The following is a 15,637-nucleotide window of genomic DNA, read 5'->3' on the forward strand; positions in this document are numbered from 1 at the left end:
AATCCTTCTTCCTGGTTGAGGCGTACAGCCTTTTTTCACCGTATCAGTATATCATAACGCAGGAATGCTTCGCATGAACGGGCGCCAAGCTCTGTATCGATGCCGCTTCCCTTCATTCATGAATTTCCTCTGTAATTTCTTCCGTCTAGAACAAAAAACAAAAACCGCCCAAATGGCGGTTTTTGTTCCTGAGCGGAATATCCTGGTCTCAATGCTTACTGCGGACGCGCGCTGATTTGCGGAGCTTGGGCATGGAGGATGGAGGCTGCTTGCGGATGTAACGGATAAAAGTGGCGATCGCTTCGTCCGCCCGCAGAGCCTCGATTGTCGTCAGCTCCCGCTGCACGAGGTCTGCATTGGTGTAAAGCGCGTGAATCTGGCGATGGCAGGGAGGGCAGAGAAGAACTGTGCCTTTAAAAGTCCCTCCCTGCTCCCGCGGCGTCAGATGATGCTCGGTCAAGCCGACTCCGGATCTCCCGCACAGCTCGCAGCGGCCCTGCGCCGTTCCGGTCTCCATTGACATGGCGTCAAGCTCCTTCATGGACATTTCCATCAGCTTGCCCGATCAAGGATTGGTTGATGCTTCCTTTTTTTTCGGTACGCCGCTCAGCCCGACCGCCTCGTCGTAGGCGTCGAAGATTTGACGGGCGACCGGCGCGGCTCCCCAGCCGCCGTATCCGCCCTCGGGAATGACGATCGCGACGGCCAGCTTGGGCTTATCGGCCGGAGCGAAGGCGATGAACACGGAATTTTCCACCTTCACGCCGCCGGCAACGGTCTGCTGCGACGTTCCCGTCTTGCGGAGGAACGAATAGCTGACTCCCTCGAAGCCTTGCACGCTTACTTTAGCCATCCCTTTGTAGATCGTATTCCAATAGGAATCCGGGAAGCTCACCTGGTTGAGCACCTCGGGCTTATACGATTGGACGACGTTGCCCGATGGATCGAGAATCTCGTTCACGAATTGCGGCTTCATGCGCTTGCCTTTGTTGGCGAGCATGGAAGCGTACTGAGCCAGCTGCAGCGTCGTATATTTGCCGAGCTGCCCGAAGGAGGATCCCACCAGCGCCGAAATATTGCTGGACTCCTTCGCGTCATGCGTATAGTCCTCTACGCCCTTCTGCTCGCCGAGCAGACCGCTTTCCGTCGAAACGCCGAGGCCGAATTCCTTCATGTATTTATCCCATACGCCGACAGCATCCTTGCCGTATTTTTTCAGCAGCCGTTCGCCGACCATGGCGGACATGAACGCATTGGAGGAATGGGCGATCGCTTCGGAAGCGTTGATGTATCCGTTCGCTTTGTTGCTCGCATTCCGGATCGTCCTCTCGGACCCTGTGGAACCGAATTTGTAGTAGCCGATATCATGGTACTCTTCCGTGGCCGAGAACAAGCCCTCATTCAATCCGATCAGGATGGAGAGCGGCTTCTGCGTCGATCCCAGGTAGACGAGAGAAGGCGTATGCTTCGTCTGCTCCTTGTCCGTATCATACGGAGGAGACACAGAGCGGATCGTGCCGTTCCTCGTAAAATAGAACAGCTCTTCCTTGGAAGGCGTTCCGTCCTTCCACTGGTTCGGATCGTAGTCCGGCATGCTGGCCATGGCGACAACCTTGCCGGTATCGACCTCCATCGCCACGGCAAAGCCGATCTTCGCCTTGTTGCCGGCGTTTTCCGGCTTCGTCGTCGAATGGCGCAGCTTGTCGATCTGCTGTGTCATCGCCTTCTGCGCCGTCAGCTGCACGGAGCGGTTGATCGTGAGGACGAGGTCGTTGCCGCGGGTAGGCGCCTCGACCTCAGGCGGGCCGATGATCCGCTGCAGGCGGTCGACCGGGAACGTCTTGATGCCGTTCTTGCCGCGCAGCTGCTCCTGGTACAAGTACTCGAGCCCGTCATAACCGACCGTTTCCTCCGGCGAGTATTTTTCCGTCGGGTCGGTTATCTCCTTGATCGCGTTGTACTTGGTCAGCGTCTCGGGGGCGGTGCGGTAGCTGCGCAAATAACCGACGAGCTGCACCGCGACATTGTCGGTGTCGTAGTTGCGCACATTTTCCTCGACGATGTCGACGCCCTTGAACTGCTCCTTGTTCTCCAGGAAATAAGCGATTTCCTTATTGTTGAGATCCGACTTGATCTTCCGCGGAACGGAGATCGTATTCGTCCGGAAATTAAGATCCATCTTCTTCTGGATCTCCTCGGCTGTGAGCTTGCCTTCCGGATCATCCTTGTCCGTCAGCCTCGCGAACACCTCGGCCAGCCTTTTGCTCATCTCGATGGCGATCTCCGGCTTGCGCTCGTCCTCGATGGTATACGTAAGCGTCTGGGTCGACGTCGAGAAGGCGATCGGCTTCTTGTCGGAGTCGAGGATGTCCCCCCGGAACGGAGGAATGGCGACCTTGCTTGTGCCCTGCCATTCCCGCTGCGCCTTCAAGGTCGGTCCTTCCACGAACTGCAGCACTGCCAGGCGGACGATCAGAATGCCGAAAAGGACGAACGCGGCAAAAAAGAACGCATTGAGCCGAAACATGAACTGCCTGCGGATGACATAATCCTTCTCTTCATCCCTGCCGACGATCTGCGGAGGCTTGCCGTTGCTCCCCTTCATGCATGGCCTCCTTTCTCTTGCCCGATCATGATTTCAGGAACGGCCGATACGGCGACATTTCCCCGCAAGGCTTTGGATATCATGCAGGTCTGCTCGGCCTTCTCCGCCAGCTTCCTCGCCGTATCACCTTGGCGGGCAGAAGCTGAAGCATGCAGCAGGATGAAAGGCTTGTGCGTGATCGACACGTACGTATACACGCCGCTAGTCGTATCGACGACGGCTTCGGACCGCAGGGACAGCCTCTCCGGCTCGATGCCGGAACGCTCCAGCATGGCGGCGAGCGTGATCAGATAACAGGTCGATGCCGCTCCGAGCAGCATCTCGTCCGGATTCGTTCCGATGCCCGGACCGTCCATGACGGCGGGAATGGAGATAGCCGCATTCAGCCCGCCGGCTGCAATCGCGCCCTCTCCCCCTCTTCCCCCCTGCCATTGGGCTTGAAGTGTAAAAAGATGTTCCATCTCGCGCTCCTTCTATGACCAAGCATGAAAATAATTGAATGACTGCATCTATCCATGAAATAAAAGCTGACATCATCATTGACCGCATCAAAATGGGATGGTACATTTTCTAAAACTTTTAGCGATACGCAGCGATCATACGCGGTGAAAGCCGCCTCGAAGGGATGAAACCTAACATGTCCATGCCTTTATCCTCATCTGCGCCGACATCCATCCGCAAAGACCGTTCGTGGGCCGCATACGCGGCTGTCGTCCTGCTTCTCCATGCAGCCGGGCTAGTCGGCCTGTTCATGGCTGCGAGCCATCATCCCGCCTTCTGGGGACTCGGAATTCTGGCGTATACGCTCGGACTCCGGCATGCCTTCGATGCGGACCATATCGCCGCGATCGACAATACGGTGCGCAAGCTCGTCGAGCTCCGGCGCAGTCCTCTGGGGGTAGGCTTCTATTTCTCCCTCGGCCATTCCAGCGTCGTATTCCTCATGGTGCTCGCCGTCGCCCTGTCCTTGCAATGGGCCCAGGAGCGCCTGCCGGCCATGCAGGAAATCGGAGGCCGGATCGGCATCGCCGTCTCCGGCACTTTCCTGCTCCTCATCGGCCTGGCCAATCTGGCCGTCCTCATCCAGCTCATCAAGCTGAGCCGAATATATCGGGAAGCCGAGCATCGGGAAGAGCTTGCCCGGCTGCTGGAGTCGCGCGGCTGGATCGCCAGGCTCGTCAAGCCGCTGACAGCCTTCGTCAGCAAAAGCTGGCATGTCTATCCGCTCGGAATCCTGTTCGGACTCGGCTTCGACACGGCGACCGAAATCGGGCTTCTCGCCATATCGGCTACAGCGGCTGCGAGCGAGCTGCCGGTCTTCGGCATCCTGTCGCTCCCGATCCTGTTCGCCGCGGGCATGAGCATGCTCGATACAGCGGACGGAATCTTCATGACGCGAGCCTATAAATGGGCTGTGCAGTCTCCAGTGCGGCATCTTCGCTACAACTTGACCGTGACTTTCCTCTCCGTGGCGAGCGCCCTGTTCATCGGAGGCGTCGAAATTCTTCAGATGCTGGACGGCTACTTGCACTGGCAGTCCCCGTTCATGAGGGCAGTCGCCGGACTGGAATTTTCCGAGCTCGGTTATATGCTTGCAGCCTTGTTCGCCCTATCCTGGGGAATATCCTGGCTGTCATGGAGAATAGCCGACGCGAAGGCCAGGGCGTCCTGAATTGGAGACGAACATGAGCAGCGAAAAGTTTCTATCGTTCATCGCTTGACCGCGTCTTCGAACACCTGCCGGCCGGGCGGCCCGATCAAGCGCAGAGAGACGTCATGGCGCTGAAACATAGGCGCAGCCGCTGCCCGTCTCCAGCTGTTTTGCTCGTCTTATTGTACCATACCGCACCGTACGGAACATGTCTGTCCGGCCGGCTCCCAAACAAAAATTCGCCCCCGGCATGCCATCGGCCGGGGGCGAAATCATGTATGCTGCCGGATTACAAGCCGTACTCGTCCTTCGGCTTCGGCTTGCGCTTGATTTTATTCTGTACGGCAGGCAGATGCCTCATGCTGCGCAGCATCGGGCCTTTGCAGATCGGGCACAACTGCGACTCGGCCGCGAATTCGTCGCGGACCCATGCCTTGCAGTCGGCGTTGCGGCATTTCCATATTTTCGTCGGGATCAGTTCGGGTTTCGTATCTTCGGAAGTCGTCAAGAGGGTGCATTCCTTTCTTATGTCGGGTCAGTCTGTTGACGCCGTCCCGTCGCAGAGACAGCCTGACTACTATACACCTCTGTCCCTCGCAAAGTAAAGACTTGACAGCTATTCCGGCTGCACCCGGTACCAATACGGATAAGCCTCGCGGTATCCAAGCTTGGCGTACAATGCTTCTGCCGGCTTGTTGCCGGTTACGACCTGAAGATAGCTCTGCCGCACTCCGCGCTGCGCCGCCCAGCGGTACAAGCCGCGGATCAGCTCCGCCGCATGGCCGCGTCCCCTGCAGTCAGGTGCCGTCACGATGTCATAGAGCCCCAGGTAATCCCCGTCAAGCACTCCGACTCCGAGCGCGACCGGACGGCCTTGCGCATACAAGACAGCGAAGACGCGAGGCAGCGGCGAGGAATCGAACATGGAGACGAAGGTTTTCCCATCGTTCGCCTTGAGTCCGTTCCACTCGACAAGCAGGGACAGCCAATAGGATCTCGGCTGCTCCTCCAGCACAAGCTCGCCCGACCCTGCCGGCACGGCGGCCGGAATCGGCGTCACCATCACCGTCGATGGATCCGCGATCCGGTACCCGCGGCGCGCAAGCACGGAATCGAGATGATCCGGCTCCGTGAACGGCGTGATCTTGAAGATGGCAGGCTGGCCGCTCTCCCGGTAAAACTGCTCGCAGCGGCTGATTTTATGTTCCAGGTCCTGTTCCATGGGACCGAAATGATGCAGCGGTTGAACCGAATTGGATCTCTTCGTATAGCCTTGATTGGCTTTGACGAGCCATCCGCCCAGGCTTCTTGTCTGCAGAGCCGGCCAGCTGTTGAGCGCCGCCTCTTCAACTTCATAGTATGCTTTCAATGGAGTCCCTCCGAATCTGACTGAATCTCATAAGTATAAATATACTTTATTATTTATTTTTATTCAATTTTCTTTTTCCTATGACTGCGGTCTTGGGTTACGACAAAAAAAATCCTTCCCCGGAGGGAAGGATGCCTATGACCGATGTCTCTTCATGCCTGCGCGGGATATGAACTCTTCAGGCCTGCGCGGATTGACTCTTCAGCACATTGAGCTCTACTTCGATGTTGCCTCTGGTCGCCTTGGAATAGGGGCATAGCTCATGGGCTTTTTCAGCCAGCTTGCGGGTCTGCTCCAGCTCCGCTCCCGGAATGGAGATATCCAGCCTTACCGCCAGAGCGAAGCTTTCCCCTTCCTTGAAGATCGATACATGTCCGGTCACCTCGGCTCCGCCGGCTTCGATCCCTTGCTTGCGGGCAGCGAGCTGAAGAGCGCTTTCGAAGCAAGCCGCGTAGCCGGCCGCGAACAGCTGCTCCGGATTGGTCGCTTCGGCGCCGCTGCCGCCCAGCCCCTTGGGCATCGCCAGCGGCAAATCCAGAACGCCATCCGATGATCTGACGCTGCCCTGACGGCCCCCGCGGGCCGTCACCTCTGCTGTATAGAGTGCATCCATGTTGCATCTCCTCGCTTTCGGTTCATTTGTACATGCTTGAATATAACCATCCGGACCCGATTTTAATCGTAAAAAAATCCTCCGGGAGACATCCCCGGAGGATAGCGTTCAGATCAGCTTCATGCCGCTGTAGGTTCCGATCAGCTGCAGCATGCGGTGCGGGAGCGGCAGCACGAACTGCATCGCGCCCAGCGGAAAGCGTCCGCTCCGGTTGTGCATGGCCGCCGAGGCGACTTGGATGCGGTAAGAAGGCCCCTCCGTAAAGCTGACCGCATATTCGGCCGTCTGATCCTGATAGGCGCGCAATGGAGCCGCAGGCTTCTTGGGATTGGCGAACGGCACGATGCTCACCATGTCCTCCAGCTTCAGATGATAGTTGGCATGAGGCTTATGATAGATAAGTTCGGAAGTGGTAATAGTCATGCCGAAATCCGGCTTTTTGATCGATAAGAGCAGAGTTCCCTCCAGCTCGCGAACGGGAATGAAATCGGAATTCAAGGGCGCTGCCTCCTTTCGGTTAAATACCAGCATATCATAAACCGGCGCCATCGGCCAAAGTCCGGCTCCATGCCAAACAGCGCCTGCGAGGGACCGGCAGAGGCCGGATGCCAGCTGGCGCTGCGGTTCCGAATGAAAGGCGGTTCCGTTGCCTTATGGTGACGTCTAATGCGTTTGCTGTCCGCCGGAAATGCTGCTCCGGACTTCCTGCTCCGCCGCGCTCACCCGTTCCTTCAGCTTGCGGATCTGCCTCAGCTGCGCATCTGCCTGCACCTGGATCTGATTTTCCATCATGCTCAGCTCGTGGACGAGCTCCTGCATCGTGTTCACCAGTCCGCGGATTTTCTCTCCGCTGCTGTCCGCTCCCGCACGGTGCAGGGCAGCCTTTCCGGCCTCCTGATCCTGGATGCGCTTCATGCGCACCTGCTCCTGGAATTGCTCATAGCTCATCGTCAGGCTGTTGATCTCCTCCGAGCCGGAAGCTCCCTGCTGTCCATTCATGTTCATCTCTGATTCCTCCTAATGGGGCTGCTGCCTGGATATCCTTAGGATGCCCGCTTTCTCACCAAGTATGTCCAGTGACGGCCGGGATGACCAGTTCCGTCAGAACTCGGCGGGAATAGATCGACTTGCTCCGTCCGTCCAGGCTTTTGCGGACAACGACCGTCATGTCCAGCGACGGAATGACGAACAGGTATTGCCCCCCGTAGCCTAAGGCGAAAAAGTAATCGGGGCCGTCCTGCTTGCCCTCGGGCGACACCCACCAGTGGTATCCGTAGCTGCCGTATATCGACGGCTCGTAGTGAAGGAGTCCTTTATGATGAGGCATCTGCGAGTCCACAATCCATTTTTGAGGAATGATCTGCTCGCCGTTCCACATTCCTTGCTGAAGATAAAGTCTTCCGAACCGGGACAGATCCTTCATTCCCATCGACAGTCCCGCGCCCGCCTCATGCCCTTCTCCCAGCCGGTTCCATCTGGCGCTGCCGATGCCGGCCGGACGGAACAGATAGTTGCGGGCGAACGAGGGCAAGCTTTCCTGCGCGGTTCGGGTCAGAATGATGGAGAGCAGCTGGGAGCCTCCCGTATTATACGTAAACGTCGTTCCCGGCTCATGCGCGAGCTCTCTCCCCATGACGAACGCGGCCGGTGAAGCGGCCTTCTTCATCTCCCAATACGGCTTGTCGAAATCCGGCCAATCGAGGCCGCTCGTCATCGTGAGGAGATGCTCGATCGTAATGTCCCGCTTGCGGGGATCGTCTTTGATCGCCTTGGCGGTCCCTTCCTCTTCCATGTCCAAATAAGAGAAGACCGGGTCTGCGACGCTGCCTATCAGTCCCTGTCCGACCGCGATTCCGATCAAGGCCGACAGCACGCTCTTCGTGCAGGAATAGATGGAAGCCGGACGATCCGGTCCTCCGGCCGTCCACTCCAGCAGTCCCTTGCCGCCTTGCTCCGCATAAATGCCTTTGATTTTCCAGCTGTCCAATTGCATGGCCTGCTTGTCCGTCAGCATGATGGCCGAACCGCATCGGGACGATGCTGTTGTCGTCACGATGGACACCCCCTTATCGATCCCTGCTAGTAGAATGATGCCGGATGCTCCGGCTTATTCGAATGGATTCCAATACACGTCTTCTCCTTCATTGAATCAGTCAGGCCGATCCAAGTCAAAAAGATGGACGGGATGTCAGGATATGCATCCAGCCGCGCAAGCCATCCATCAACGGCTCACGGCTCTTCCCGGCGGAAAAACAAAAAAAGGCTTCACGCCTCGATATCGAAGCGCGAAGCCTTTCGTCGTTCCCTCGGCTCCATCAGCCGATGCTCGTCAGCCGATCAGCCCGTCTGCCGCAGCTGGATGCCGCTGCCCAGACGCTGCAGCAGAATAGCCGACAGCTCCTCCGGCCGGCTCCAGACGATCGGAGTCAGCCCTTCCAGAAGAGGCTGTCTCTCCGTGCTGCCGTCCTGCACCGTCCAGATGACGGGCACGCCCGAAGCCGCGGCGCTGCCTGTCGCCAGATAGGCTTCCGGCGGATTGCCGGTCAAGTCGGCCAGCAGCAGGTCGGAATCCGCAGCCTGCTGCAGCAAGCTGCGCCCGTCTCCTTCATCCCGGGTCAGGATGCGCGGGATATAGCCGCACTGCTGCAGCAGCGGCAGCACATGGCCCGCCCACTCCGGCAGCTCTCCGCCCCTGTCGGCGAATACCAGCGCGCAGGTTTTCGCCGTCCGTCCGGATACGGCCAGTTCCGCGCGGCTCCATCCGCCTTCCGTCAAGCTGAACGTCGATCCCGTCCGTTCGATGAGCTCCTGCTCGCGCAGCATCTCGATGACGTAGACCATCTCCTGCAGGTTCTGGGAATAGGTCAGGTTATAGCTGCGCGACAAGCGGTGGATGACGACAGGGTCTCCTGGCGACTCGCTGTTCCTGTGCAAGAAGGCCAGCAGCCTGTCGGCTTTCGCTTCGACCGTCGCGGGCACCTGCGGAGATGCCGGCAGCGTCTCGACCTCCTCGCGGCCAAGCCGGACCTCCTTGCCGCAGTCCGCCATTTCCCGTATATATGCCGACGCCAGCGGGAACAGCTCGCGCTGCCGCGGATAAGGAAGCATGCCCAGCTGGTCGTACGTTCCTGCGGCCAGCGCATATTCCGCCCCCGGCGCGCAGTCGCAGCCGATAAAGCGCTCTTCCTGCTCCGGACCGGCCTTCACCGGCACGATCGCATCGCAAAACAAACATCTCTTTGTATACATGATGATTCCCTCCAATACCAAACCCTTCGTCCCAGTGTACAGGACTTCAGGGGGCATAGGAGGTTAAGGTTCTCTCATGAACCTCTAACGATTCTCATATTAAGAGGCTTCATTTCCAGAAAATTGGCTCCGATATAGCTCCGCATAGATGCCTCCCCGGGCGATAAGCTCCTCATGCGTTCCCTGCTCCGCAACGGAGCCTTTGTCCATGACGAGAATGACATCCGCGTCCCGGATCGTTGAGAGCCTGTGGGCAATGACGAAACTCGTCCGGCCCCTCATGAGCTCCTTCATCGCATGCCGGATCTGCACTTCCGTGCGCGTATCCACGCTGCTCGTCGCCTCGTCGAGAATCAGAATAGCCGGGTCGGCGAGCAGCGCCCTCGCGATCGTGATCAGCTGCCTTTGGCCTTGGGACAAGTTGCTGGCGTCCTCGTTGAGTACGGTCTCATACCCTTCCGGAAGCGTGCGGATGAAGAAATCCGCATGCGCCGAACGGGCTGCATCCTCGATATCGGCGTCGGTCGCCTCTCTGCGGCCGTAGGCGATATTGTCCCGGATCGTTCCTTTGTACAGCCACGTATCCTGCAGCACCATGCCGAACAGGCTGCGCAGGCTCCCTCTGGCGAGCTGGCGGATATCCCGGCCGTCAATCGTGATCCTGCCGCCGTCCAGCTCGTAGAAACGGAGGAGCAGGTTCACGAGAGTCGTCTTGCCCGCTCCCGTCGGACCAACGATCGCCGCCGTCTGCCCGCTCTTCACTTCGATCGACAGCCCCTTCATCAAAGGAACGTCCGGCTTGTAGCCGAAATCTACGGATTCGAAGGCGACATCTCCCCGGATGCCGCGTCCGGCTTCCATCGTGCCGTCCGGCTCTTCTTCCTTTTCGTCCAGCAGCTCGAACACCCTCTCCGCCGAAGCCGCAGTCGATTGGATGATGTTGGCGATGTTCGCCAGCTGCGTGATCGGCATCGTGAACTGCCTCGCATATTGGATGAACGCCTGGATATCCCCGATCGAGACGCCGCCCCGGGTCACCATCAGTCCGCCGACGACGCTGATCAGCACGTAGCCCAGATTGCCGACGAAGGACATGAGCGGCATCAGCGTGCCGCTGATGAACTGGGCGCGCCAGGCGGATTGGTACAGCTTGCCGTTGATGGCCTCGAAGCGCTCCAGCGATTCCTTCTCCCGGCCGAAGGCTTTGACGATCCGGTGTCCGGTGAACATTTCCTCGACATGGCCGTTCAGCTCGCCGATCGACCGCTGCTGGCCGGCAAAATGCTTTTGCGACCGCTTGGCAACCGCCTTGGTGACCAGGAAGCTGAGCGGCAGCGTGACAAAGACGATCAGCGTCAGCAAGGGGCTGATCGTCAGCATCATGACGATGACGCCGACCAGCGTGACGGCCGAGGTGATGAGCTGAGTCAAGCTTTGCTGCAGCGTGCCGCTGATGTTGTCCACATCGTTGACGACCCGGCTCAATATATCGCCGTGCGACTTGGCGTCGTAGAATTGCAGAGGGAGCCTTTGCAGCTTATCGTCCACTTCCTTCCTCAGCTGGTATACCGCTCCTTGGGTAACGCCGGCCATCAGATATTGCTGGATGTACCCGAACAGGAAGCTGAGGGCATACAAGCCTGCCAGCCATCCCAGCACATGCAGCAAGCCGGCATAATCGAACGCGGCGCCGGCAGCTCCATTCATCCTCGCCACGACGCCTTTCACAATGATGTCGGTCCCGTGCCCGAGCAGCTTGGGACCGACGATGGAGAACACCGAAGCGGCGATCGCGCTTGCCAGCACAAGCAGCAGCCGCAGCCGGTACAGCTTCAGGAAGCGGAGCAGGCGCAGCATCGTTTTCTTGAATTCCTTGGGTTTCTCCCCGGGCATCATCGCTCCGGGACCCGGCCCTCCGCCCATCCGCGGCATGGCGCCGGGATGGCGTCCCGGCGGCATCCGCCGTTCCTGACTCATGCCGATTCCTCCTCTGTCCGGAGCTGGGATTCCACGATCTCGCGGTATACGCCGCAAGACTCCAGCAGCTCCGCATGGGTTCCGTCGCCGGCCAGCCGCCCTTCTTCAAGCACCAGGATGCGGTCCGCAGCCATGACCGAGCTCACCCGCTGGGCGACCACCAGCACGGCGGCCCCTCCCGTCTCTTCCGCCAGAGCAGCGCGAAGCCTGGCTTCCGTCGACGCGTCGAGAGCCGAGAAGCTGTCGTCGAACAGATACAGCGCGGGACGGCGCACAAGCGCCCTCGCGATCGACAGCCGCTGCTTCTGCCCTCCCGACAGGTTGGCTCCGCCTTGGGCGATGGCCGTCGAGAAGCCTTCCGGCATCGCTTCGACGAAGCCGGCTGCCTGCGCGACCTCGGCGGCATGGCGCACTTCGGCATCCGTCGCATCCTCCTTGCCGTAGCGGATGTTGTCGCTGACCGAGCCGGAGAACAGCAGCGCCTTTTGCGGCACGAGGCCGATTGCTGCGCGAAGCTCCCCCTGGGACAAGCTTCTGACATCTCTGCCCCCGACCAGCACCTCGCCTTCTCCCGCATCGTAAAACCGCATGATCAGGTTCAGCAAGGTCGTCTTGCCGGAGCCGGTGCCGCCGATGACTGCGGTCGTCTCTCCCGCCTTGGCCATGAAGCTGACCCGGTCCAGCGCCGGCCTCTCGGCCCCGGGATAATGGAAGCTCACTTCGCGGAATTCAACCTCCCCGCGAGCTGCTCCTGCGCTCGGCGAAGCTGCGGACGACGGCTTCGCGGCTTGCCCGTCGGTAATCGTCGGAGCGATGTCCAGCATCTCGTTGATCCGGGCTGCCGAAGTCGTTGCGCGCGGCACCATGGCGAACATCATGGACATCATGACGAGCGAGAACATGATCTGGCTGGCATACTGGATGAACGCGATCAGGCTGCCGATATTCATGTCTCCCGCATCGATCCGCTTGGCTCCGAACCAGACGATGAGCACGGTCGTCAGGTTCATGATCAGCATCATCGTCGGCATCAGGATCGCCATCATCCGGTTGACGCGCAGCGCCGTATCGGCCAGATCGCGGCTGGCCGTGTCGAATCTTCCCTGCTCGTAATCCTCGCGATTGAAGGAGCGGATGACCCGGATGCCGGTCAAGCCTTCGCGCAGGACGAGGTTCAGCTTGTCGAGCTTGACCTGCATCGCCCTGAATAGCGGAATCGCCTTGCGCATGACGGCGAATATCGTAAGGCCGATGACCGGAATGACCGCAACAAGGAGCAGGGAAAGCTTCGCATCCTTGGAGAAGGCCATGATCAGCCCGCCGATGCACATCATCGGCGCGCTGACCATCATCCTCATCATCATGATCAGAACCTGCTGCACCTGATTGACATCGTTCGTCGTCCTGTTGATCATCGAAGCCGTCCCGATCCGGTCGAACTCGGGCAGCGAGAACTTCTCCGCATGTCCGAACAGCTTCGAGCGGGCGCTGCGGCCGAAGCCGGAGGCGACACGGGACGACATGTAGCTGGAAGCGATGATGCAGGCCGCTCCTGCTGCGGACACGAGCAGCATGAAGCCGCCGATCCTCCAGATATAAGGCACGTCGCCCTTCAAAATGCCCTTGTCCACGATGTCCGACAGCAGCGTCGGAAGATACAGGTCGGACAACGATTGGCAAAAGACGAGCGCCAATACGGCCGCAATCTGGAGCCGGAATGGCTTCAGCAGCCGAAACAGCTTGAACAAGGCTTCCCCTCCTTATTTTACTTCTAAACCAATTCATTCCTACTCATCTTAATCTTCGCTGAAATCTCCTGTCAAACACGGTCTCCTCCAGCTTTTTCAGCCGTCCATTCCATGTTCCGAAGCTTCTCGGCTGCAGGCTCGGGAGGCCGCTGCGAACGAAGCTGATAGAACAAGCCGCTGGCGTCAGACCATTCCGCATAGAGGATCTGTCTTTCTTCCTGTATGCCGATATGCGCGAGCAATCCGAGCAGCCACTGGCGGTCCCTGCCGAGCCGGTCCAGCGCCCTGTCGACGATGTCTCCGTCCTCGATTACGCTCTCCGGCAAGGAAGGGCTGTCCGGCTCCTCCTTTTGATTGCCGCCTGCGGCCGGCTTGCTCAGGACGCTGATGCTGCCGTTGGTCTCGAACAGCGCATAAGCGACATCGCGCACGGAGAAGACGCCGTTCTCGCGCAGCAGCATGCTCAATTGGCCGAAGTCCAGATTGTTCCTCTTCATCGCATCGCGGTCGATGATTCCTTCCCGGATGACCAGATCCGGCGAACCCGTCACCCGCCTGGCCAGCCAGGGAATCCGATTCAGCAGCTTCTCCGTGCCGTAGGACAGCAGCGTCCAGACAGCCAAGGCGAACACGAGATGGCCGTATCCGACCTCCCTGTCGTAGATCGTATTGCCGACCAGCTCGCTGAGCATGAGCGAAGAAACGAAGTCGAATGCGGTCAGTTGCGAGATCTCCTTTTTGCCCAGCACTTTGGTCATGATCATGAGGCTGACAAGGGCGATCAGCAGCTTGAGCGCAATTTGCCCGAATAATGGATCCATTCCGTCTCCCCCTCCCGGTGTCAATCCGAAAAAAAACCGGACCGCGGAACGGTCCGATTTCAGGTTTGGCTATGGCAGCGACAGGAATGCTTCGCCTAGCGAAGCTTCTCCATTTCATTCGCGGCCTCGGCGCCTTCCGGCTGGGCGGCGACCGTGTCGGAGGCGTTGCCGTATTCCTCCAGCGTCTTCCATGCATCCGCGTCGTCGAAGCGGCCGGCATGGGCTTGCCTGCTCTCGCCGGCTCCTGTCGGCGGCAGCGTCATGACCTCTTCTTCGACGGGACGGTAGTCCCCAACCTCCTGATCGGGCACGTTGTCGACCGTATGCTGGGTCGAGGGAATCGCTTCGAGCCGCTCGTAAGGAATCGGCTCTCCGGTGGAAGCGTCCAGGCCGTATTTGCCTTCCTCCATCAAGCTCAGCGCGCGGTTCACCTGAGCGAGCTTCTTGCCGAGCTTTTCGTCGAGCGCCATGTCGCGCTCTTTCTCGAACGTGACGGTCCCGGAATCGGCCGGATGATTGTCGTAGCTGGACAGCTCCCCGTCGGAGTCCGTCGCCGTCAGAGGCGCGCCTTCCAGATCGGTTTCCCGATTGAGGTCGAAGTGGGCCTCCAGCTCCTTCTTCTCCTGCAGCAGGCTGTTCTTCAGAAAGTCCAGCTGGGATGGCTTGAGATGTTTCATGATGTCTCCTCCTAAGCAATTCGTTCTATAGCTACCTATACCCTTAGGATGCGACAAATGAAGCAAGCGTCTCCAGCGGAACGGCCCGAATGCCTCAGCAGCCTGCCGGGGATTCTCCAGCGATGACGGCGTCCTCGCTTACGCCGCCGGCGGCGTCGATCAGGAGGGCGTTGAGACGGCCTCCCGCCGAGCAGCCGCCGTCGATTCCGATCTTGTCTCCCCCGAACCAGACCGACGGCCCCTTCTGGAATTTGATCGTCCGCGTATGGCCGAACACGACGGTTTTGCCCGCCGTCACCGGAGCGTGGTGGAACGGCTCCCTTATCCACATGAACAGCTCTCTGGGCTGGTCCTTCCAGCTCGCCCCGGCAGCCGGATCGATCCCCGCATGGACATAAATGAAGGCCTCATCCTCCGCATACAGATCGAGGCTGTCCAGCAGCTCGACATGCTCTTCGAAATCGCTGCGGATCAGCCGGAGCACGGCGGAGGCGTCTGCCGCCCCGCGGTATTCCGTTCCGGCGGCGCGAGCGTAGCTCCGCAGCGTTTCATGCCCCCCTTGCCCGAGAAACTTGTCAAGCAGCTCAGGCTCAGGATGGCGCAGACATTGCAGGAAGCGCTGGTCATGATTGCCTCTCAGAGCGGTCGCCCGGCCCCCGCCTTCCCGCAGCAGAGCCATGACGGCGTTGATGACGCCGCAGCTGTTCGGTCCTCGGTCCACGTAATCGCCGAGCAGGATCAGTCTGTCCTCGCCGGGGCGATAGCCTACTTTCTGCAGAAGCTCTCCAAGCTCCCGGCTGCAGCCGTGAATGTCGCTGATGGCGATCGTTCGAATCCTATCCATTGTAGGAGCCCTCCTTGTTGTCGCCCTCTTGATTGCGGTTGCCGGCGCCGGTTTGCTACAATACACCGGAAGCAATCAGCGGA

At 59.3% G+C, this 15,637-nt stretch carries 16 protein-coding genes; 1 reads left to right on the forward strand and 15 read right to left on the reverse strand.

Annotation, left to right across the window (positions count from 1 at the left end; translation table 11 throughout):
• Window positions 1–208: 208 nt before the first annotated feature.
• Genes ACLBWT_RS16375 through ACLBWT_RS16385 form a run of 3 tightly spaced genes read right to left on the reverse strand, consistent with a single transcriptional unit; the run spans window position 209 to window position 3,066 of the window.
• A complete protein-coding gene (locus tag ACLBWT_RS16375; protein WP_447664192.1) occupies window positions 209–523 on the reverse strand; it encodes an HNH endonuclease in 315 nt (104 codons plus the stop codon).
• 42 nt (window positions 524–565) lie between these two features.
• On the reverse strand, window positions 566–2,605 hold the full coding sequence (locus tag ACLBWT_RS16380; protein ID WP_447664193.1) for a peptidoglycan D,D-transpeptidase FtsI family protein: 2,040 nt from the start codon (window positions 2,603–2,605) through the stop codon (window positions 566–568).
• Entirely contained in the window at window positions 2,602–3,066 is a 465-nt protein-coding gene (locus tag ACLBWT_RS16385) for an SACOL1771 family peroxiredoxin (protein ID WP_447664194.1), read from the reverse strand. Before ACLBWT_RS16385 ends, ACLBWT_RS16380 begins: the two co-directional genes overlap by 4 nt.
• Window positions 3,067–3,248: 182 nt before the next feature.
• Between ACLBWT_RS16385 and ACLBWT_RS16390 the strand changes: the two genes are divergently transcribed.
• Entirely contained in the window at window positions 3,249–4,277 is a 1,029-nt protein-coding gene (locus tag ACLBWT_RS16390; RefSeq protein WP_447664250.1) for a HoxN/HupN/NixA family nickel/cobalt transporter, read from the forward strand.
• Between the two features lie 268 nt (window positions 4,278–4,545).
• Here the strand turns inward: ACLBWT_RS16390 and ACLBWT_RS16395 are convergent, their stop codons facing one another.
• The 12 genes from ACLBWT_RS16395 to ACLBWT_RS16450 all read right to left on the reverse strand — a co-directional run bounded on the left by ACLBWT_RS16395 (window position 4,546) and on the right by ACLBWT_RS16450 (window position 15,554).
• Complete coding sequence (locus ACLBWT_RS16395; RefSeq protein WP_447664195.1) at window positions 4,546–4,764, reverse strand: cold-inducible protein YdjO-related protein; 219 nt, start codon at window positions 4,762–4,764, stop codon at window positions 4,546–4,548.
• Between the two features lie 108 nt (window positions 4,765–4,872).
• Entirely contained in the window at window positions 4,873–5,625 is a 753-nt protein-coding gene (locus tag ACLBWT_RS16400; protein ID WP_447664196.1) for a GNAT family N-acetyltransferase, read from the reverse strand.
• A 178-nt stretch (window positions 5,626–5,803) separates the two neighbouring features.
• On the reverse strand, window positions 5,804–6,238 hold the full coding sequence (locus tag ACLBWT_RS16405) for an organic hydroperoxide resistance protein (protein WP_447664197.1): 435 nt from the start codon (window positions 6,236–6,238) through the stop codon (window positions 5,804–5,806).
• A gap of 108 nt (window positions 6,239–6,346) precedes the next feature.
• Window positions 6,347–6,736 (reverse strand): hypothetical protein, encoded by a 390-nt coding sequence (locus ACLBWT_RS16410; RefSeq protein WP_447664198.1) that lies wholly within the window; start codon window positions 6,734–6,736, stop codon window positions 6,347–6,349.
• Window positions 6,737–6,901: 165 nt separating this feature from the next.
• Window positions 6,902–7,243, reverse strand: coding sequence for a hypothetical protein (locus tag ACLBWT_RS16415; RefSeq protein WP_447664199.1), 342 nt, complete (start codon window positions 7,241–7,243; stop codon window positions 6,902–6,904).
• A gap of 55 nt (window positions 7,244–7,298) precedes the next feature.
• Complete coding sequence (locus ACLBWT_RS16420; RefSeq protein ID WP_447664200.1) at window positions 7,299–8,291, reverse strand: serine hydrolase domain-containing protein; 993 nt, start codon at window positions 8,289–8,291, stop codon at window positions 7,299–7,301.
• A 284-nt stretch (window positions 8,292–8,575) separates the two neighbouring features.
• Window positions 8,576–9,487 (reverse strand): hypothetical protein, encoded by a 912-nt coding sequence (locus ACLBWT_RS16425; protein WP_447664201.1) that lies wholly within the window; start codon window positions 9,485–9,487, stop codon window positions 8,576–8,578.
• Between the two features lie 99 nt (window positions 9,488–9,586).
• Window positions 9,587–11,464, reverse strand: a complete 1,878-nt coding sequence (locus ACLBWT_RS16430; protein WP_447664202.1) for an ABC transporter ATP-binding protein — start codon at window positions 11,462–11,464, stop codon at window positions 9,587–9,589.
• Window positions 11,461–13,212 carry an ABC transporter ATP-binding protein gene (locus tag ACLBWT_RS16435; protein ID WP_447664203.1) on the reverse strand — a complete coding sequence of 584 codons (1,752 nt, stop codon included), beginning with the start codon at window positions 13,210–13,212 and terminating at the stop codon, window positions 11,461–11,463. Before ACLBWT_RS16435 ends, ACLBWT_RS16430 begins: the two co-directional genes overlap by 4 nt.
• 71 nt (window positions 13,213–13,283) lie before the next feature.
• Window positions 13,284–14,033 (reverse strand): DUF421 domain-containing protein, encoded by a 750-nt coding sequence (locus tag ACLBWT_RS16440; RefSeq protein ID WP_447664204.1) that lies wholly within the window; start codon window positions 14,031–14,033, stop codon window positions 13,284–13,286.
• Between the two features lie 95 nt (window positions 14,034–14,128).
• Window positions 14,129–14,710 carry a TraR/DksA C4-type zinc finger protein gene (locus tag ACLBWT_RS16445; RefSeq protein ID WP_447664205.1) on the reverse strand — a complete coding sequence of 194 codons (582 nt, stop codon included), beginning with the start codon at window positions 14,708–14,710 and terminating at the stop codon, window positions 14,129–14,131.
• 94 nt (window positions 14,711–14,804) lie between these two features.
• Window positions 14,805–15,554: a metallophosphoesterase family protein gene (locus ACLBWT_RS16450; RefSeq protein WP_447664206.1), complete on the reverse strand. Its 750-nt coding sequence runs from the start codon at window positions 15,552–15,554 to the stop codon at window positions 14,805–14,807.
• Between the last annotated feature and the right edge of the window lie 83 nt (window positions 15,555–15,637).

This window comes from Paenibacillus sp. D51F (assembly GCF_053345695.1).